Source organism: Virgisporangium aurantiacum, assembly GCF_016863635.1.
GTDB lineage: Bacteria > Actinomycetota > Actinomycetes > Mycobacteriales > Micromonosporaceae > Virgisporangium > Virgisporangium aurantiacum.
The window spans coordinates 598,378-619,153 of sequence record NZ_BOPG01000012.1; the positions used below are offsets into that span (position 1 = coordinate 598,378).

The 20,776-nt window shown below is 74.3% G+C and carries 7 protein-coding genes; 5 read left to right on the top strand and 2 right to left on the bottom strand.

Going from position 1 to position 20,776, the window contains the following annotated elements; translation table 11 throughout:
• The first annotated feature begins 13 nt into the window (after positions 1 to 13).
• Genes Vau01_RS11515 through Vau01_RS11535 form a run of 5 tightly spaced genes read left to right on the top strand, consistent with a single transcriptional unit; the run spans position 14 to position 7,833 of the window.
• The gene (locus Vau01_RS11515; RefSeq protein WP_203990491.1) at positions 14 to 1,078 is read left to right on the top strand and encodes a cysteine synthase family protein; all 1,065 of its coding nucleotides are present in this window, start codon (positions 14 to 16) and stop codon (positions 1,076 to 1,078) included.
• Complete coding sequence (locus tag Vau01_RS11520) at positions 1,075 to 2,553, top strand: argininosuccinate lyase (RefSeq protein ID WP_203990493.1); 1,479 nt, start codon at positions 1,075 to 1,077, stop codon at positions 2,551 to 2,553. Before Vau01_RS11515 ends, Vau01_RS11520 begins: the two co-directional genes overlap by 4 nt.
• The gene (locus tag Vau01_RS11525; RefSeq protein WP_203990495.1) at positions 2,550 to 3,785 is read left to right on the top strand and encodes an ATP-grasp domain-containing protein; all 1,236 of its coding nucleotides are present in this window, start codon (positions 2,550 to 2,552) and stop codon (positions 3,783 to 3,785) included. The genes Vau01_RS11520 and Vau01_RS11525 overlap by 4 nt, the downstream gene beginning before the upstream one ends.
• Positions 3,782 to 6,916, top strand: a complete 3,135-nt coding sequence (locus Vau01_RS11530) for a non-ribosomal peptide synthetase (RefSeq protein ID WP_203990497.1) — start codon at positions 3,782 to 3,784, stop codon at positions 6,914 to 6,916. Before Vau01_RS11525 ends, Vau01_RS11530 begins: the two co-directional genes overlap by 4 nt.
• Positions 6,916 to 7,833, top strand: coding sequence for a GHMP family kinase ATP-binding protein (locus Vau01_RS11535; protein WP_203990499.1), 918 nt, complete (start codon positions 6,916 to 6,918; stop codon positions 7,831 to 7,833). The genes Vau01_RS11530 and Vau01_RS11535 overlap by 1 nt, the downstream gene beginning before the upstream one ends.
• Positions 7,834 to 7,843: 10 nt before the next feature.
• Here the strand turns inward: Vau01_RS11535 and Vau01_RS11540 are convergent, their stop codons facing one another.
• Together Vau01_RS11540 and Vau01_RS11545 are read right to left on the bottom strand one after the other, a co-directional pair.
• Positions 7,844 to 8,788, bottom strand: a complete 945-nt coding sequence (locus tag Vau01_RS11540; RefSeq protein ID WP_203990500.1) for a TauD/TfdA family dioxygenase — start codon at positions 8,786 to 8,788, stop codon at positions 7,844 to 7,846.
• Positions 8,785 to 20,775, bottom strand: coding sequence for an amino acid adenylation domain-containing protein (locus tag Vau01_RS11545; RefSeq protein WP_203990510.1), 11,991 nt, complete (start codon positions 20,773 to 20,775; stop codon positions 8,785 to 8,787). Before Vau01_RS11545 ends, Vau01_RS11540 begins: the two co-directional genes overlap by 4 nt.
• Position 20,776 lies beyond the last annotated feature (1 nt).

A 20,776-nucleotide genomic window follows, 5' to 3' on the forward strand; every position in this document is an offset into this window, starting at 1 on the left:
ATGGGGACCCGGCATGTCCGTAGGCGCGTTCGACGAGATCACCGAGGCGCAACTGCTGCCGCGGGTCGTCCGGCTGACACCGAACCTGTACGGCGCCGCGTTCACGTTGATGAAGCTGGTTCCGGCGCGGTACATCCTGCGGCGGGCGATGGCGTCCGGCGAACTCGGTCCGGCCACCACGATCGTGGAGACGACGTCGGGCACGTTCGGGCTCGCGCTCGCGATGCAGGCGGCGTTGCTGCGCCGGCGGTTCACGCTCGTCACCGATCCGGTGATCGACGCGAACCTGCGGCGGCGGCTCACCGACCTCGGTGCCCGCGTGGTGGTGTGCGAGCGGCCGGCGGAGACCGGCGGCTACCAGGAGGCACGGCTGCGCCGCCTCGCCGCGATCCGGGCCGCCGACCCGGACACGTTCTGTCCGGAGCAGTACGCCAACCCCGACAACCCGGCCGCGTACGCGGTCGTCGCCGAGCACCTGCGGGCGACCGTCGGCGCGGTCGACTGCGTGGTCGGCCCGGTCGGCTCGGGCGGCTCGATGTGCGGCACCGTGCGGGCACTGCGCTCGCACGACCCGTCGGTGCGGGCGATCGGCGTCGACGCGCACCGCAGTGTCCTCTTCGGACCGCCGGACGGGCACCGGGAACTGCGCGGCCTCGGCAACAGCCTGATGCCGGCGAACCTGGACCACACCGTGTTCGACGAGGTGCACTGGTGCACCGCCGCCGAGGCGTACGCGGCGACCCGCCGGCTGCACCGCTCCCACGCCCTCTTCCAGGGACCGACGAGCGGCGCGGCCTACCTCGCGGCGCGGTGGTGGGCCGACCGCAACCCGCAGGCGCGGTGCGTCGTGCTGCTCCCCGACGAGGGGTACCGCTACCAGGCGACGGTGTACGACGACGACTGGCTCGTCCACAATGGACACACCGGGACGGTGTCGGCGGACGGGCCGGCGGTCGTGGCCGCACCACCGGCGGACGGCGACCGGTGGACCCGGCTGGACTGGAACCGCCGCACCTACGCCGAGGTGGTCGGTTCGGCGCCACCGACCCGCGGTCCGGAACTGGAACCGGCCCGATGAGCGCTCCGGGCACCGCACCGGATACCGGCCGGCTCGTCGCGACCGTCAGCCGCCGGACGCAGCGGATCGTCTACGGCGAGCCGGCACCGGCCGAGATCGCCGACGAGCTGCGCTGGACGTCCACAGTGGACCTCGCGCACGTCCTAATGCTCCTGGACCGCAAGCTCGTCGAGCCGGCCGAGGCGACCCTGCTCCTCGACGGGATCACGCGGCTGCGCGCCGCCGACTTCCGGCCGGTGACCGGACGCCCCGCGCCGCGCGGGCTGTACCTGGCCTACGAGCAGTACCTCATCGAGACGCTCGGCGCCGACGTCGGCGGCCGGCTGCACACCGGACGCTCGCGCAACGACCTGAAGGCGACCACGACCGCGCTGCGATTGCGGGCCGAACTCGTCGGGCTCGCCGGCGAACTGGTGCGGCTGATGGCCGTGCTGCTGTCGCGCGCCCGCGCGCACCGCGACGTGGTGATGCCGGTGCACACCCACTTCCAGGCGGCGCTGCCGATGACCTACGGCTACTACCTGACGGGTGTCGCGCTCGCCGTCGGGCGCGACCTCACGGCGGTCACGGTGGCGGCCGACGAACTGCGGCGCTGCCCGCTCGGCGCGGGCGCGGTGGCCGGCACCGACCTGCCGATCGATCCCGCCCGCACCGCCGCGTTGCTCGGGTTCGCCGCGCCGCCCGCGCACGCGCTCGACGCGATCGCCAGCCGGGACACGCCGTTGCGCGCCCTCGCGGCCTCCGTCGTCGCCGGGCTGACGCTCAGCCGCCTCGCGACCGACCTGCAGCTGTGGAGCACCGTCGAGTTCGGCTACGTGACGTTCCCGGACCGGCTCGTCAGCGGCAGTTCGGCGATGCCGCAGAAGCGCAACGCGTTCCTGCTCGAACACGTCAAGGGCCGGGCAGCCGTCGCCACCGGCGCCTGGACCGCGGCGGCGAGCGCCACCCGGTCGACGCCGTTCAGCAACGCGATCGAGGTCGGCACGGAGGCGGTGGGTTCGGTGTGGCCCGGCCTGCGGGCCGTCCTCGACGCCGTGCAACTGGCGCAGAGCCTCGTCAGCGGCGCCCGGCCGGTCCCCGACCGGATGCTGCGCGGCGCGCAGGAAGGATTCGTGACCGCCACCGCGCGCGCCAACCGCCTCGTGCTCGCCGGTGTTCCGTTCCGTACGGCGCACAGCCTCGTCGGCGCGGCCGTGCGCCGGGCCGTGGCGGTCGGCCGGACCCGGCTGACCGGTCCGGAACCGGACGGCGGCCCGCCGCGTCCGGACCCGCCGCTCGCCGACCTCGTCGCCGCCCAGCGCGCCGGCGGCGGGCCGGGCGCGTTCGGTGACGCGTTCCGCGAGGCGCGCGCCGAGTACGGGCGTCACGACGCGTGGTGCCGCGCGACCCGGGACCGGCTGCGGCGGGCCGACGCCGAGCTCGCCGCCGAGGTCCGCGCCGCGACCGGACCCTCCACACAGGACGGTTCCCGGTGACCGCACCCGTGCTGGCTCTCGTGGAGAGCAACACCACCGGATCCGGCCGCGAGTTCTGTGCCGCGGCACGGGCCCGGGGCATCCGCCCGCTGCTGCTGACCCGCGATCCCGGCCGTTACCCGTACGTCGCCGAGGACCACGTGGACGTTCTCGACGTCGACACGTCCGATGACACCGCCGTGTTGACCGCGTGCCGTGGTATGGGCGCCGCCCTGGTGGGCGTCATCTCAAGCTCTGAGTATTTTCTGGTCGCGGCCGCAACCGCGGCCGCGACGCTCGGCCTCGGCGGCGCCGATCCGGCCGCGTTGCTGCGGTGTCGTCACAAGGACCGGCAACGACGCACGCTCGCGGCGGCCGGCCTGCCGGTGCCGGCGTTCCGCGCCGCGACGGAGGTCGACGAGGCCGTCGCCGTCGCCACCGACCTCGGGTATCCGGTGGTCGTCAAGCCCACGACCGGTTCCGGATCGGTGGGGGTGCGGCTGTGCCGCACGGCCGCGGAGGTCTCCTCGCACGCGGAAGCGTTGCTGGGCCGCACCTCCAACGAACGCGGCATCGCCGGGCCGCGACTGGTGCTGGTCGAGGAGTACGTGACCGGGCGGGAATTCTCGGTGGAGACGCTCGGCGCCACCCCGATCGCCGTGGTGGGTAAGCGACTCGGGCCGGAGCCGTATTTCGTGGAGACGGGGCACGACGTTCCCGCACCGGTCGAGCGGCACCGGTCGGCCGAACTGGCAACGGTTGCGATGCGCGCGGTGGCCACGCTCGGCGTCGGGTGGGGCGCCGCGCATACCGAACTGAGGTGGACCGCGCGCGGTCCCGTCCTCATGGAAGTCAACCCGCGACTCGCCGGCGGGATGATCCCCGCGTTGGTGCGGCTGGCGACGGGCGTCGACCTCGTCGACGCCGTCGTCGCGCGGGCGACGGGTCACGTGACGACGACGGTGCCGCGCGCCCGTGGTGCCGCGTCGATCCGCTTCGTCCGCGCCGGCCGGTCGGGGACGGTGATCGCGACGCACGGCACCGCTGCCGCCCGCGCCATGCCCGGCGTCGCGGCCGCCGTCGTGACGGTGCGACCGGCCGACACGGTGACGCTCAGCCAGTCCTTCACCGACCGGATCGGGTACGCCATCGCGTCCGGACCCGACCCGGCGACCTCGGCACAGCGGGCGACCGCCGCCGCGGCGGCGCTGCACATCGACATCCGACCGATTCCGCTTGGGAGTGAGCCATGACAGATTCCGCCACGCCGGTTCCCCGGTGGACCGCGCACGGCGCGGGCGGCACCGGCTTCGCACGCCTCGACAGCACTGTCGCCGCACCGGTCGTCGACCGCATCGTCGACGTGTACGGGCCGGACCTCCGCGGCCCGTTGCTCGCCGCCCACGCCGCGGTGGTGGCCGCGCTCGCGTCGACACCGCGCGTCGTCACCGGGGTCCGCGACCTCGACGGCACGGTCCGGACGCGCGCGCTCACCGTGAACGCCGGCGGCTGGCCGACGCTCGTCGTCGCGGCCTCGCGGCCGACCGCGACCGCCGGCGGTCCCCCGCCGGAGACCGTGCTGGACCTCGGATCGCCGTGCGCCGAACCGGATCCGGCCACCGTGCTGCACGTCTCTCTCACACCGGCCGGCGACGGTCTCGCGTTGTGCCTGCGCTACCGGCGGGACGCCGTCGACGACTCCTGGGCGGCCCGGGTCGCGGGCTACCTCCACGCCGCCCTCGACGCGCTGACCGGCACCGGCTCGCCCCGCGACGCCGGGTCCCTCATCGGCGCGGACGAGCGGCACGCGTTGCTGCACATGGGCGGACCCGTCCGCGACCTGCCGGACCGGCGGTTCACCGAGATCTTCGAGGAGCTGACCGTCGAGCATCCCGACGCGGTCGCCGCCATCCACAATGGACAGCGGTGGACCTACCGGACGCTGAACGCCCGCGCCAACCAGATCGCGCACGCGTTGCTGCGCCGCGGAATCCGGGCCGAGGACCCGGTCGCCGTCGTGATGGACCGCACGCTCGACTGGCTCGCCGCCACGATCGGCGTCCTCAAGGCCGGTGGCGTGTACCTGCCGGTGCGACCCGACTTCCCGCCGGACCGCGTCGCCACGCAGCTGACGAGGAGCGGGTGCCGCTTCGCCGTCACCGAACCGCGGAGCGCGCCGACGCTGCGGGCCACCGTGGAGCGCGCCTGCGCGACCGTCACGGTCGCCGAGGCCTACGCGTCGGATTCCGTCGGCGATCCGGCGGTGCCGGTGGGGCCGGACCAGCTCGCGTACATCTACTTCACCTCGGGCTCGACCGGCGCGCCGAAGGGCGCGATGTGCGAGCACGCCGGCATGCTCAACCACCTCTACATGAAGGTGGAGGACATGCGGCTCGGCCCGGGCGACGTCGTGACGCAGACCGCCTCGCAGTGCTTCGACATCTCGCTGTGGCAGTTGCTGGCGCCGCTGCTCGTCGGCGGCGCCACCCGGATCGTCGACACCGACACGCAGCTCGACGTCGGGAAGTTCCTCGACCTGCTGGCCGCCGGCGGCGTCCAGGTGATCCAGATCGTGCCCGCCTACCTCGACGTCCTGCTGTCCACAGTGGAGCGTGACCCGCGCGCGCTCGGCGACCTGCGCAGCGTCTCGGTGACCGGCGAGGCGTTGCGGTTCGAGCTGGTGCGGCGCTGGTTCGCTACCTACCCGGACATCCCGCTCGTCAACGCCTACGGCGCCACCGAGGTCAGCGACGACACCATGCACGCCATTCTCGACCGCGCGCCGGAGCGCGGTTTCGTCTCGGTCGGACGCACCTTGCGCAACGTCGACACCTACATCCTCGACGAGCACCTGCGCCTCGTGCCGACCGGCGCGCCCGGCGAGATCGTGTTCTCCGGCGTGTGCGTGGGGCGCGGCTACATCAACGACCCGGAGCGCACCGCCGCCGCGTTCGTCGAGGACCCGTTCCGGCCCGGCACCCGGCTCTACCGCACCGGCGACTTCGGCCGGTGGCTGCCCGAGGGCACCATCGAGTTCCTCGGCCGCCGCGACGAACAGGTGAAGGTGCGCGGGTACCGCATCGAGCTCGGCGAGATCGAGAGCCGGTTGCTGCGGATGCCGGGGGTCGGGCAGGTCGCCGTGGTCATCACGGGATCCGACGAGCAGAGCCGCAACCTCGTGGCGTTCTGCACCGGACCGGACACGCCGCAGCCGGCCGACATGCGTGACTTCGTGGCCGCCGCGGTGCCCGAGTACATGGTCCCGTCGTACTTCCACCGCCTCGACGAGCTTCCGCTCACCGAGAACGGCAAGGTCGACAAGCGACGCCTGATGGCGCTCGCGGAGACGCTCGGACAGGGCGCGGCGGCGTTCGTGCCACCGGCCACCGGTGCCGAACGACGCCTCGCGACCGCGTGGGCCGAGGTGCTCAACGTGCCGGTCGGCCGGATCGGGCGCGACGACAGCTTCTTCCGGCTGGGCGGCACGTCGCTCGCCGCCGTGCGCCTGGTGGTCAAGCTGGACCGGCGGGTGTCGCTGCGGCAGCTGGTCAGCACACCGGTGCTGCGCGATCTCGCCGGGCTGGTGGAGTCGGCGGACGCACCGGACGGGTCGGCGTCGTCCCTGCTGCAGCCACTGTCCACACCGGACCTCGACCCGGTGGCGACCCTCGTCTGCTTCCCGTACGCGGGCGGGAACGCGGTGAACTTCCAGCAACTGGCGCGGGCGCTGGAGCCGTCCCGCATCGCCGTTTCCGGCGTGGAGCTTCCGGGCCACGACATCGCCGGCACCGACGGCGACCTCGCCGACGTCGCCGCGATCGCCGAGCGCGTCGACCGCGAACTGGCCGGCGTGTCCGGGCCCGTGCTGCTGTGGGGTCACTGCGCCGGCGCCGCTTTCGCGCTGGCGGTCGCGCGCCGGATGGAGGACCGCGGCGCCGCGCCGGCCGGGCTGGTGCTCGGCGCGATGCTGCTCGACGAGCCCGCGGTGCTGGACGCCGAGAACGCCGCCGTGTCGGCGATGAGCAACGCCGAGATCACCGCGCAGTTGCACCGCGACAGCGCCTACATCGAGCTGGACCTGCTGCGGTCGGAACGCGCCGACGTCGTGGGCGCGGCGTACCGCCACGACGTGTGCACCACGAACGCCTATCTGCGGAACGCCGTCCCGGCACGCCTGGCGACGCCGGTCGACGTGGTGGTCGCCGCCGACGATCCGTCGACGTCGGGGTACGCCGAGCGGTACGGGCGGTGGCGGCTGCTGGCCGACACGGTGCGGCTGCACGAGGTGGCGGAGGGCGGCCACTACTTCGTCCGGACGCGGGCCGCGGAGGCCGCCGCTGTCGCCGTCGCCGTCCTCGAAACCGTCACCGCGGCCGTCCGCTGATGCTCATCCGTGGCGGTTCCGACGTGCTGCTCGCCGCGCCGCGCTACCACGGTGCGGCCGGCGTCAGCACCGCGTTCGGCACGTTCGGCGAGCTGCTGCAGGGCGTGCTGCCGGAACCCGACGCGGACTTCCTCGTGACGCTTCCGGTCGCCCGCTGGACGACGGCGCAGTTCCGCGCCGACCCGTGGGCGACCGACGTCGACGTGCGCCCGGCACACAAGCACAAGGCCCGCCGCCTCGCGCGGATGCTGCTGACGGCGGCCGGCGCGCCGGGCGGCGGCGTGGTCACCATCGACTCCAGCCTGCCCGAGGGGAAGGGCATGGCCAGCTCGTCGGCCGACCTGGTGGCGACGGCCCGCGCCGTCGGCAACGCGCTGCGGCTGGACCTGGCCCCGGACGTCATCGAGGGCTTCCTCCGCGAGATCGAGCCGACGGACGGCGTGCTGTACCCGGCGATCGTCGCGTTCGACCACCGCGCGGTGCGGCTCCGGTCGTGGCTGGGATCGCTGCCCACGCTGACGATCGTCGGCGTCGACGAGGGCGGCACGATCGACACCGTCGAGTTCAACCGGATCGAGAAGCCGTTCTCGGCCGCCGACCGCCGCGAGTACGCGCGCCTGCTCGACCGGCTCACGGCCGCCGTCGCCGCCCGCGACGTGGCGACCGTCGGCGCGGTGGCCACCCGCAGTGCGGAGATGAACCAGATCCTGCGCCCGAAACGCCTCCTGGCGGCCGTCACCGGGATCTGCGGTGCGGTCGGCGGGCTGGGCGTGGCCGCGGCACACAGCGGCACGATGCTCGGTGTGCTGCTGGACACCCGTCACCGGCGTTACGTCGAACAGGTCGCCGAGACCGTCCACCGCTGCTCCGCGCTGCGCGCCGAGGTGTCGCTGCACCGCACGTTGAGCTTCGACTGAGCCTGCGTTCTCAGGCGGCGGTGGGGACGGCGGGGACCGGGACCAGCGGCTCGGCGAACGCCACCACGACCTCGCGGTCGCCCGTGTAGGGGTCGCGGCTGTGGGCAGTGCGGAGGTTGTCCACGATGGACAGGTCGCCCGCCCGCAGTGGCTCCCGCACGGTGTGCGCCGCGTAGACGTCGTTGATCAACGCCACCGTCGCCTCGTCGAGCGGGTCGCCATTGCCGTACGTGGTCGTGTACGGGAGGCCCTCCGGGCCGAACTCGGCGACGAGGTACTCGCGCACCGCCGGCTCCATCGTCCACTCGTTGAGGAACGCGATCTGGTTGAACCAGACCGGTTCCCCGGTCTCCGGGTGCGCCACCACGGCCGGGCGGCGGCGGCTCGTCCGCACGGTTCCGTCGGGGGTCAGGGTCAGCTCGATGTCCTCGGCCCGGCAGTGGTCGGCCAGAGCGTCCAGCTCCGTGACGCCGTAGGCGTCCTGCCACCCGACGCCGATGAAACCGTTGTGGTTGCGGATCAGCCGCCAGCCCTCGCGGGCGAACCGGTCGACCAGGGTGGGCGGCAGGTCGCGCAGCACGGCGGCGCCGTCGGCGAGCGCGATCGCGCCACCGCTCGCCGGCGCGACGAGGCAGCCGAACAGCATCAGGCCGGGCACCTCACGGCCGTACGAGCCCTCGTGGTGCATGCACATCGGTTGGTCCGGCGGCCACGCGGCCGACGAGTGCGCGATCCCGGCACCGGGCCGCGGTTCGCGCGGCGCGAACGGCTCGCGCTCCCGCACGGTCGTATCGGTGACGGCGTGGCAGGCGGCCGCGAACGACCCGTCGTCGACGATCGGCAGGCCGCGGACGACGACCGCGCCGGTGCGCGTCACCACCGACCGGACCGCCTCGCGGTGGGCGCGCAGCCAGTCCGGACCGGCGCCGTCGGGAACGGTGATCACAGCGGTCATCTCACACCCTCGAATCTCAGCTCCAGCAGGGATGCCACGAGCGGTTCGGGCGCCGGCTCCGCCGGGACCGCTGCCTCGTGCCACAAGCGGCGGCGCTCGAAGCGGGGACGTGGGCGTGGTTCCCGCGTCACCGGATGCCCGCCGTCGTAGGCGCTCGCGATCAGGTGGGCGTTCGTGCCGCCGAGGCCGAACGCGCTCACCCCGGCCACGCGCGGGCCGGTCCACGGCCGCAACGCGGTGTTCGGCACGAACGGCGACGCCGCGAAGTCGAACCGCGGGTTCGGTTCGGCGCAGTGCAGCGTCGGCGGGATCTCGCCGTGCTCCAGCGCCAGCAACGCCTTCACCAGACCGGCGATTCCGGCGGCGCTCAACAGGTGACCGACGTTGGACTTCACGCTGCCGATCGCGCAGAAGCCGGTGCGGTCGGTCTGTTCGCGGAAGGCGTCGGTCAGCGCGCGCAGCTCGATCGGGTCACCGATCATCGTCGCGGTGCCGTGCGCCTCCAGCATTCCGACGTCGGTGGCGGCGCGGCCAGCGAGCCGCAGCGCGTCCCGGACGACCTTCGCCTGCGCACGCGGGTTCGGTGTCGTGAGGCCCATCGTGGCGCCGTCGTTGCCGACGGCGACCGCCTCGATGACGGCGCGGATCCGGTCGCCGTCGCGCCGGGCGGCGTCGAGTCGCTTGAGCAGCAGCACGCCGCATCCCTCGCCGGGAACGAAGCCGTCGGCGTCGCGGGCGAACGTCGCGCACCGGCCGCGCGGCGACAGCGCCCGGGCGGCGCTGAACTCCAGGTACGGCTCGGCGTCGAGCAGAACCTCGACACCACCGGCGAACGCGAACTCCGACTCGCCGGACAGCAGGCTCGCACAGGCGAGCCGCACCGCGACGAGCGCCGACGAGCAGGCGCTGTCCACCACGAGATTCGGCCCGCGCAGGTCGAAGTGGTGCGCGAGCATCGCGGCGATGAAGTTCTGGTCGCCGCCCAGGCCGAGGCCGCCCGCCGCGCCGATCCGCCGGCGGTAGCCCGACATCCGGGCACCGACGAACACGCCGACGTCGCGCCCGCGCACGTCGATGTCGTCGTATCCGGAGTCCGCCAGGCAGGTCGCCGCGCCCTCCAGCACGAGACGGATGGCGGGATCGAGGTCGCGCGCCTGCCCGTCGGTCATCCCGAACCAGTCGGGATCGAAGTCCTCGACGCCGTCGACGAACCCGCCCCACCGGCTGATCGACCGGTCCGGCGCGGGTTCCGGGCTGTATACCGCGTCGACGTCCCAGCGACCGGCCGGTACCTCGCCGATCCCGGAGCGGCCCTCGCGCAGCAGTCGCCAGAACGCGTCCACGTCCGGCGCGCCCGGCATCCGCGCGGCCACACCGATCACGGCGATCCGCCGGTCGTCGCGATCGGGTTCCACCACGGTCGTCCGCGCGGGTTCCGCGCGGATCTCCAGGCCCGTGTCTCCCAGAAAAGCGTTCAGCCGACGCAGTGTCGGGTGCTCCAGCACCGTCGCCGGTTCGAGGGGACGCGCGATGCGCCGCTCGATCCGCGACACCAACTCGGCCAGCAGCACCGATTCCACGCCCAGATCGCCGAACGTGGCGTCGACGTCCAGGTCCGGAACGGGGATGCCGAGCAGGTCCGAGAACAGGTCCAGCAGCCACGGGGCGACCGGTCCGTCCACGGTGGACGGTCGGTTCACGGTGAGGGCCGTCACCGGGTCGAGCCGGCCGGGAGCGGGAAGCACCGTCGCCGACCCGACGCCGGCGAGCACCCGGTCGAGCACGGCCAGACCCTCCCGGTCACCGATCGGGTCCAGGCCGGCCGGCGCCGCGGCGTCCGGCCGGGCCGTGCCGCCACCGGTGTCCCGCCACACCGGCCAGTCGACGGCGCGCACCGGGCGGCCGGCCGCGGTGTGGTGGGCGGCGGCGTAGTCGAGGTAGGCGTTGGCCGCGGCGTAGTCGGCGACCCCGGCCGCGAGCGCCGGCACGGCCGCCGACACCGACGAGAACAGGACGACGGCGTCGAGGTCGTCGGTCGCGGAGAGGTCGAGCAGGACGTCGAGGCCGTCGCCCTTGGGCTCGAACACGGTCGCGACGTCGGCGAGGCTCTTGTGCGCCAGCGGCGCCGGGCCGAGGCTCCCGCGCCCGGCGCAGTGCACCACCGCGGCGAGGGCGCCGAGACGGCTCCGGACGTCGGCCAGGAATCCGCCGACGGCGGCGCGGTCGGTGAGCGGTCCATTGTGGACCATCACCCGGGCGCCGAGCGCGGCAAGGTCGTCGACGCGGGCCGTCGTCTGCCGGCCGAGCACCGCGATCCGGCGCGCGCCACGGTCGACGAGGTGACGCGCGACGAGCGCGCCGATCCCGCGCGTGCCACCGGTCACCACGTAGACCCGGTCCGGATCGGGCCGGAAGTCGACGTTGTCCGACGCCGGCACGGGCACGAGGCGGCGCCGGTACCGGACACCGGCCCGCACGCAGATCTCGCCCTGCGGATCGGCGGTGCGCCACTCGGTCGCGATGCGGTCGGCGAGATCGGGTCCCGGCTCGACGTCGACCACGGTGGCGCACACGCGCGGGTGCTCGGCACCCAGCGACCGCACGAACCCGGCCAGGCGGGCGCCGCGCGTCGTCGGTGCCATCGTGCCGGAAAGCGTGCCGGGGAGGTCGAGCAGGCCGCTGGTCACGTGCAGCACCCGCAGCACCGACGGGCGGCGCCGGAGCAGGTCCTGCAGCGCGGCCAGGTGCGCGGTCCACGGTCCGGCGTCGTGCTCGGCCGGCCCGTCGGCCAGGGCGTGGAGGTTCAGCCATCCGCTCACCGGGCCGGCGGGCAGCGCGGCGACCGGATCGCCGGTGTCGAGGGTGACCACCGTCGCCGGTCGCAACGCGGCGGCGACGGCCCGGGCCAGGCCGGCCAGCGCCGGCGGGTGCAGGCAGACGACCGTGCCGCCAGCGGTCGGCGCGGCGGCCGCGTCGGTGACCGGCTCCCACACGGAGGTGAAGAGCGGGACCTCCACTGTGGACAATGGCGCGGCCGGGGTTCGGGGGGATGACGTGGGTGGCACGCATCGTGTGCGGGCGAACGGGTAGCCGGGCAGCGCCACGAACCGCGGCCGGACCGGGTACAGCGCGTCCCAGTCGACCGTGCCGCCGCGGACCCAGTGCAGCGCGAGGTCGTCGAGCCCAGCTCCGGCCGGTGCCGGTGCGGCGCCCGTGCCGTCGCCGCGCAGGACGGCGGACTCGTCGCCGTCGGCCGCCCGGCGGAGCGCGGCGCGCACCGTGTCCGCGTCACCGACCACGGCCAGCCGTTCCCGCATCGCCTCGCGACCGACCTGGAGTGTGTAGGCGATGTCCGCCGCCGGCGCGGTGGCGGTGTCCAGGGCGTCGGCGACGCTGCCGCCCAGTTCCCGCAACTGGGCGGGGGTGCGGGCGGACAGCACGAGGAGGACGGGGCCACCGTCGGACCCGGGGGCGGGATCGTCCACATGCGACTCGACGACGATGTGGCCGTTGGCACCGCCGGCGCCGAAGGCGCTGATGCCGGCCCGGCGCGGCACGCCTCGCCACGGTGCGGCGGTGCGCTGCACCCGGAACGGCACGGCGTCCCAGTCAATCGCCGGGTTCAGGTCGTCGGCGTGGATCGACGGCGCGAGCATCCGGTGCCGGAACTGCAGCACCACCTTGGTGAGCCCGGCGATCCCGGCGGCCGCCTCCAGGTGACCGATCGACGACTTCACCGAGCCGATGGCGCAACGCGCCGGCGCGCCGCCAGCCGACTCGAACGCCCGCGCCAACCCGTTGATCTCGACGGGATCGCCGAGGGCGGTGCCGGTTCCGTGCGCCTCCAGGTATCCGATCGTGGCGGCGGGCAGGCCGGCGTCGCGCAGCGCCGCGGCGACGAGGTCGCCCTGCGCCACCGGGTTCGGCACCGTGTAGCCGTTCGTGCGGCCGTCGTGGTTGACCGCCGTCCCGCGGATGACGGCCTGGATCCGGTCGCCGGCGGCGATCGCGGCGGCGAGCGGCTTGAGGACGACCGCACCGACGCCCTCCCCCGGCACGAACCCGTCACCGCCGGCGCCGAAGCTGCGGCACCGGTGGTCAGTGGACGCCATGCGCAGCTGCCGCAGTTGCCGGAACTTGTTGGGGTGCAACGACAGGTTGACGCCGCCGGCGATCGCCGCCGCGCACTCCCCGCGCCGCAGGCTCGCCACGGCGAGATGGATCGCGGTGATCGACGACGAGCACATCGTGTCGACCGTGAGGCTCGGCCCGTTGACGTCGAGGAGGTACGACACCCGGTTGGCGATGCCGGCCACCGCCGAGCCCGTGGTGGGGCCGCCGTCCAGCCCGAAGAACGGGTACTCGTTGTACATCGAGCCGACGAACACGCCCACCCGGCCGGCGTAGTCGTCGCGCAGCCGCCGCCGGGTGTGCGCGGCGTCCTCCAGCGCGTGCCACGCGGTCTGCAGGAACAGCCGCTCCTGCGGGTCCATCAGCGCGGCGTCGCGCGGGGTGATGCCGAAGAACAACGGATCGAAGTCGTAGACGCCGTCGAGGAACCCGCCGATCATTCCCTCGCCGGCCCACTCCGGGCGGTGCCGGTCCTCGGGCAGCGGCCCGATCACGTCGCGGCCGGCCACCAGGTTGCGCCAGAACGTGTCGAGATCGGGCGCCTGCGGGTACCGGCCGGCGATCCCGATGACGGCGATCGCGTCTCCATCCATCACGGGTTCGGGCTCGGGCTCGACGACCGCGACGCGAGCCGGCTCCGGTCGGGACGACGGCAGCGCCGAGGCGACACCCGCCAGGTCGCGGTGTTCGAAGAACAACGTCTGCGGGACCGGTCCGAGGTCGCGGATCAACCGCTCGTTGAGCCGGGTGATGAGCAGCGACGTGAGCCCGTACGCGTCCAGCGGCACCGTCGGGTCGAGCCGCTCGACCGGGATGCCCGACAGTTCCGCGTAGACGCCGCGCAAATAGTCCACCCGGTCACCCGTATCGACAACGGGCGCGGGCGGCGGGCCGTACGTGCCGGTGTCGAACGGGTACGTCGGCAGGGGAATGCGGCGGCCGGTCGGGTGTGCGCTCCAGTCGACGGTCTCACCGGCGAGCCAGCGCGCCGCGTCACCCTCCACAGTGGACGGATGCGGGCGGCCCGACGCCACCCCGTCGAGCGCGGCGTCCAGGTCGTCGAACCCGGTGCAGACCATGACGGCCCGGTGGGCGAGCGCGACCCGGCCCGTCCGCAACGTGTGCGCCACGTCGACGAGGGCCGGCAGCCGGCGGTGGCGACGCCGCTCGGCGAGGTGCCGCCGCAGGCGTCCGGCGAGCTCCGCGAGCTGCGCCGGGCTCGCGGCCGAGAGCGGAACGACCTGAGCCTGGCCCGCCGCCGGGAGCGGGACGACCTGTGGACCGGCGGGGCGGTCGTCCGCCGGCACCGGTTCCGGCGACCGGAGCACGACGTGGCCGTACGATCCGGTCGCGCCGACCGCGTTCACCAGTGCCCGCAACGGCTCTCCGGCCGGCGGCGTCCAGTGCGTGAGCGTGTCGGCCACCGCGACCGCGGTGCCGCGCGCGTCGGTCACCGGGCTCGGCTGGGCCGACACGATCGTGGGCGCCAGCTGGCGGTGCCGGAACTGCAGCAGCACCTTCGCCACCTGCGACAGCCCGGAAGCCGCCTCGAGGTGACCGATGTTCGGCTTGACCGTGCCGAGCGGCACCGGCGCCGCGCGTCCGGCGAAGACGCCCGTGAGCGCCTCGACCTCGGCCGCGTCGGCGAGCACCGCGCCGGCGGCGGCGCACTCGACGTACCCGATCCCGTCGGCGGTCAGGCCGGCACCGGCGAGCAACGCCGTCATCGACGCGGTCAGCGCCGCCGCGTCCGGCGTCCCGAACCGGCCGGAACCGCCGACGTGACCGATCCGGCTCGCCTCGACGAGGGCATGGACGGTCTCACCCGACCGGTCCGCCGCGGCCCGCGGACGCAGCAGCAGCGCGACGATCCCCTCGCCGGGCGACCAACCCACCGCGGTCGCGTCGAACGCGCCGTCCGGACGCTCGCGGGCCAGCAGCCCGAGGTCGTCGAGGAGGGCGACGTGGTACGGGTGGCTCACCAGGTTCGCCGCCGCCACCACCGCGGCGTCGCACTCGCCCCGGCGCAGGCTCTCCACCGCCAGGTGCAGCGCGGTGAGCGACGACGAGCACGACGTGTCGACCGCCACGCTCGGACCGCGGAAGTCGAACGCGTGCGAGATCCGGTTCGCCGCGTCGGAGGCGGTGGCCGACACGGTCGCCGGTGCGCCGGCGCGCCATCCGTCGGTGCCGGTGTGCTGGTGGTCGTTCCACATCGCGGCGAGGAACACGCCGACCCGGCCGGCCGCGTTCACCGACGACGGGCTGTGGCCCGCGTTCTCCAGGCATTCCCAGACGGTGTGCAGCAACAGCCGCAGTTGCGGGTCGAGGTCGGCGGCGTCGACGGGCGCGATACGGAACAGCAACGGGTCGAACGCGTCGATCGCGTCGAGGTAGCCGCCGACGGGACGCGGCGCGCCGGACGGCCAGCCGGTCCGGTCGGCCGGCACCGGGCGCAGCGCGCTGGCGCCCCGGCTGAGGTTGTGCCAGAACGCGTCCAGGTCGGGCGCGTCCGGAAAACGGCCGGCGGCACCGACGACAGCGACCTCACCGCTCGGGATCACACGCTCGGTGACGGCGGGACGCGCGAACGGCGGCACCGCGTCGATCGGGGCCGGCGTGTCGTCCGGAACGAGCGGGCCGGCGAGGAAGGCGTGCAGGTACCGGTGCCGGTCGTCGAGGCCGAACGCGGCCCGCACCGGGTCGAGCGCGACCGTCCCGATAGGACAGAGCGCGACGCCGGTGGCCGCCTGACCGAGCATCAGGACCTGCCCGAGGTAGCCGGCCTCCAGCAGCATGAACCGTTCGCTGTCGGCGCCGTACAGCGGCTCGATCGCGTCGAGGCAGCCGAACAGGAAGATGCCGACGCCGGCCGCGTCGAACACCGGCCGGTTGTAGACGAAGTGGACGGTGCGGTCGACGGCGGCCGTCGCGTCGACGAGGTGCAGGCAGTGGTCGACCGGATGGTGGTAGTACAGGCCCGCCGGCAGGCCCTCGACGGCGCCCGGCTTGACGTGCAGGTACACCCGCACGGCGTAGGTGTCGCCGGCGGAGGGATAGAGCCGCCGCCGGTCCGGCGTCTCGTGGAGCAGGCCGAGCAGCGCCGACAGCTCGGCGTACGTCAGCGGACGGTCGCCGAACCGGCGCCGGCTGGCGCGCCAGTCCCGGTACACGGCGGGCACGTCGGACCCGTCCAGCGGGAGGACGGGCGTGCCGGGGGCCGCGATCCGCAGGTCGGGACGGGCGCTCTTGAACGCTTCCCGGCTGCCCGGATCGAAGAAGTCCACATCGGACGGTGGGACGTCCGGGACCGGTTCCGGCGTCGCCGCCTCGTCGACGACGGGTTCCCCGCCGCCGATCGCGGCCGCGATCCCGGCGACCGTCGGGTCGGCCAGCAGTACCGAGACCGGCACCCGCTGCCCGTGCCGCTTCTGCAGTGCGGCCGACACCTGGACCATCGTGAACGAGGTCGCGCCGAGGTCCCATACGTCGTCGTGGACGTCCACGGTGGACACTCCGAGCAGCTCGGCGAAGATGACCGCGATCTCGGCCGTCAGGTCGACACCGTCCGGTGTGGACGGAGCCGACACCGACCCGAGCGTGTGGCTGCTCCCCGGCTCGACCGGCCACGGCAGCGCGTCGCGGTCGAGCTTGCCGTTCGCGGTCGCCGGGAACGTGTCCACGAACGCGACGACGTTGGGCACCATGTAGTCCGGCAGCGCCGCCGCCGCGTGCCGGCGCAGCTCTCCGACCGGTGGCGGCGCACCGTCGGGAACGACGTATGCGACGAGCTTCCGGTCGCCGGAGTGGTCGGGGCGGGCCAGCGCCACGACGTCACGCACGGCGGGATGCGCGCGGAGCCGGTGCTCGATCTCGCCGAGCTCCACCCGGAACCCGCGGATCTTCACCTGCCCGTCGGCGCGGCCCTGGAACGACAGCACGCCGTCGTCGAAGTACAGCGCCCGGTCACCGGTGCGGTAGAGCCGCGCGCCCGGGCGCCGGTCGAACGGGTCCGCAATGAACCGCTGCGCCGTCAACTCCGGCTGGCGGTGGTAGCCGATCGCCAGGCAGTCGCCGCCGATGTACAGGTCACCCTCGACACCGGGCGGGCACGGCTGCAGGTGCTCGTCGAGGACGTGGTACCGCGCGTTGTCGATCGGGCGGCCGTACGGAATGCTCCGCCACGCCGGGTCGACGACGTCGACGTCGAACCAGTTCGACCAGACGGTCGCCTCGGTGGCGCCGCCGAGGCTGACGATCCGGGCGCCGGTGAACACCGCGCGCACCTCGTCGGGCAGCGGCAGCGGCGTGTAGTCACCGCTGAGGTAGACGAGCCGCAGCGCTCCCGGGCCGGTGACGGCCGGCAGCAGCGGGGCGAGCTGGTTGAGCGTCGTCGGTGCGGAGTTCCAGAACGTCACCGGCTCGTGCACCAGGAGGTCCAGCAGGCGCTCGGGGTCGCGCTGCTCGGCGGCGTCGGCGACGTACAGCGAGGCGCCGAGGCCGAGCAGGCCGAGGATGTCGAACACCGACAGGTCGAAACCGAGCGAGGTGACGCACAGCCCGACGTCGTGCGGGCCGAACCCGTGCGTCCGCGCGCACCACGCGAACAGGTTGCGCAGCGGCCGGTGCGCCACCGCGACGCCCTTCGGCTTCCCGGTGCTGCCGGACGTGAAGATGACGTATGCCGTGCTGTCGCCGGTGGTCCGCGGCGCCGGATCGCCGATGTCCGGCCGGTCCGCGTCGGCCGGGTCGAGGTCCATTGTGGACACGGCGGGGGTCCAGCCGACCCGGTCGGCGGTGGTGAGCACGAGCGCGACGCCGGAGTCGGCCAGGATCGTCGCGGCGCGCTCGCCGGGCAGCCCCGGTTCGAGCGGAACGTAGAAGCCGCCGGCCTTGAGGATGCCGAACACCGCGGCCACCATCGCCGGTCCGCGCGGCACCGAGACGCCGACACCGACCTCCGGCCCGACGCCCCGGGTGGTCAGGTCCCGGGCGATCCGGTTGGCCCACCGGTTCAGCGCCGCGTACGTCATCGTGGCAACCTCGCGGGAGCCGTCCGGCGCCACCGCACGGGTCCAGCGCAGCGCCACGGCGTCGGGCCGGATCCGGGCCTGCGCCTCGAAGTCGACGTGCACCGGCGCGGACCCGTCGAACGCGCGTGCGGTGTCGTTCCATTCGTCGACAATGCGCACCCGGCGGCGGGCGTCTGCCGGCAGTCCGGCCAGGATCTCGGCGTAGCCGGCGAACGCCCGCTCCAGCACGCCGTCGGCGAAGTGCGTGTCGACGGTGTCCCAGGAGTAGCGCAGTTCGTCGCCCTCCTCGATGGCGACGCAGTCCAGCGACACGTCGGGGGTGCAGGTGCGCCACGGGCCGATCCGCACGCCGGCCGGCAACGGTTGCGCGTGCAGGTCGAGCACGCCGGTGTAGACGACCGGCAGGTCGAACTGGCCGCCGCGGCGCTCGCGGGCGACGCGCTTGCGCAGCTCGGTGAGCCCGCTCACCGCGTCGGCCGGGACGTCGGCGTCGAGCACGGCGCGGAACGCCGCCGCCTGCGCCCACAGCGGCAGGCCCGCGTCCTCGCGGACGATCCAGCTCAGCGCCGTGTACTCGCCGGGCCGCAGCGCCGCCGTGGCGTCGGTCCACCGCACCACCGGCACCGCGAACGGCGTCGGCACCTCGCGCGCGAGCACCTCCGTGAGCGCGGCGGCGAGCAGGTCGTCGGTGCGGACGCCGAACCGCTCGGCAGCCGCCCGGACGGCGGCCCAGTCCGTCACCCGGCCCTCCCGGCGGGTGCGGGCGCGGTCGGTCGATTGCGCGAGACGCGGGCCGGACGGCAGCGCGGCGATCCGCTCGCGCCAGTGCGCCGTCGCGGTGGCGTCGCCCCGCGCGCGGGCCGCCCGATGCTCACTGTCCGACGTGGACGGCGTGGGCGTGGCCGACGGGTCCGCGTACACCCGGAACAGCTCCCGGTACAGGAAGTGGATGCTGCGCCCGTCGATGATGTTCAGGTCGAGGGTGACGTGCACCGTTTCGCCGGTCACCCGCAGGTCGTTCTGCGGCCCCCGGCCGAGCGGGAACGCCCGGCTCACGAGGCGCTCACGGGCGCCGGCCGGAAGGGCGTCGGTCACCGGGATCTCGCGCCGGTCGGGCACGTGCGGGCTCACCAGCAGCCGGCCGTCGTGCGTCACCACCGTGCGCAGCACGTCGTACGCGGCGACGAGCCGCAACCACGCCGACTCCAACCGGTCCCGGTCGAGACCGGTGACGTCGAACGCGTGGTACACCTGGCACCCGTCCCACGGCGCCGGACCGTTCACCGCCCGCGGAACGTGGTACGCCTGCTGCAACTCGTTCATCGCGCGGTACGCCGGCTCGTCGGTCGTCACCTCGTTGAGGGCGTTGACGAACACCGCGAACAACTCCCGCACGACGCCGGGCTCGAACGCGTCGTCGACCACGTCCCAGCGGACGTGCAGTTCGCCGTCGCGCTCCCACATCTGGTGGTCGAGCGACACGCCGGTCGTCTGGCTCACCGCGTAGGTCACCTGTGACGCGAACCCGGAACCGGAGGACGGTCCGGTGCCGAGCAGGCTGGTGAACACGACCGGCAGCCGGGCCGGGCGGCCCCGGCGGCGGCGCAACGCCGTCACGCCCGACACCACCGCGTGGTCGAGCGCGCTCCACAGGAGACCGTGGTTGTGGGTGACCGCCTCGGCGAGCGGCCGGTCGAGCGTGTCGTCCAGCGGCAGCACGACGCTCGACGTGAACGGCCCGACCACCTCGTCGGCAGCGCGCGGCAGCCGGCCGCGGTGGCTGGTGGTCAGCACGATCGACGCCGGGCGCGGGTCGCGCTGCCACGCGAACGCCTCGGCGAACAGCGTCAGCACGACCGCCGTGGGTGAGGCGTCGCAGGCGGCGGCGAACCGCTCGATCCGTTGCCACTGCGGCGCGCTCACGGTCGCGGTCAGCGCGCTGCGCCGGCGGACATGCTCCGACGCCGCAGGGGTAACCGCCAGCGCCGGCGAAGGGCCGTCGGGGAGCTCCGCCAACCGCTCCGCCCAATGCTCCAGGTGCGTCCGGTAGGTCGGACCGTTCCGTTCGGCCGCGATCGCGGCCAGGCACGCGCCGGGCTCCGTCACGGGCGCCGGCGGGTCGTACGCCGGGTCGGTGTAGAACAGCCACCAGTCCCGGAGCAGCAGCGCGAGCCCGTGCCCGTCGACGATCAGCACGTCGATGCTCAGGTGGACGACCGCCGGCCGGCCCGGCCGGAGCGACACCTCGACGGTGTACATCGGTTCCGTCCCCGGCTCGTACCGCCGGTGCGACAACCGTTCCCGCACCTCGGCCGGGTCGTGGCCGACCGCGATCGGTGCCGGTTCCCCGTCGTCGGCGACCCGCTGTCCGTCAGGAGACACCACCGCGCGCAGCATCGGGTGCCGCCGCACGACGCTGCGCCACGCGGCGTCCAGCCGGTCCACGTCCAGGTCGTCGACCTCGAACTCGCGGTACACGTGGCAGCCGACCGGGTCGTCGCCGCCCTGCTTCGCGACCAGGTACGCCTGCTGGAGGTCGGTCAGCGGCCCGAGGTCCACTGTGGACACCGGCACCGGCACCGGCGTCAGAGCCGCCCCGTCGGCCTCCGCCGTCACCCGGGCGATCAGGTCCGCGACGGTCGCGCCGCCGCCCAGCCACTGCACCGGAATGTCGACGCCGAACTCCGACCGGAGCTCGAACCACAGCCGCGTCGCCGCGAGCGAGCCGAGCCCGCCGTCGCGCAACGGGCTCTCGGTGCCCAGCTCCGCGTCCGGCAGGACGCCGGCCAGGATCCGCAGGACCGGTCCGCTGAGTCCGGACATC

Bases quoted from the DNA above. Each gene is read 5' to 3' on its own strand.
- Vau01_RS11515 (WP_203990491.1), top strand. From the start codon at position 14: ATGTCCGTAGGCGCGTTCGACGAGATCACCGAGGCGCAACTGCTGCCG.
- Vau01_RS11520 (WP_203990493.1), top strand. From the start codon at position 1,075: ATGAGCGCTCCGGGCACCGCACCGGATACCGGCCGGCTCGTCGCGACC.
- Vau01_RS11530 (WP_203990497.1), top strand. From the start codon at position 3,782: ATGACAGATTCCGCCACGCCGGTTCCCCGGTGGACCGCGCACGGCGCG.
- Vau01_RS11535 (WP_203990499.1), top strand. From the start codon at position 6,916: ATGCTCATCCGTGGCGGTTCCGACGTGCTGCTCGCCGCGCCGCGCTAC.
- Vau01_RS11540 (WP_203990500.1), bottom strand. From the start codon at position 8,788: ATGACCGCTGTGATCACCGTTCCCGACGGCGCCGGTCCGGACTGGCTG.
- Vau01_RS11545 (WP_203990510.1), bottom strand. From the start codon at position 20,775: ATGTCCGGACTCAGCGGACCGGTCCTGCGGATCCTGGCCGGCGTCCTG.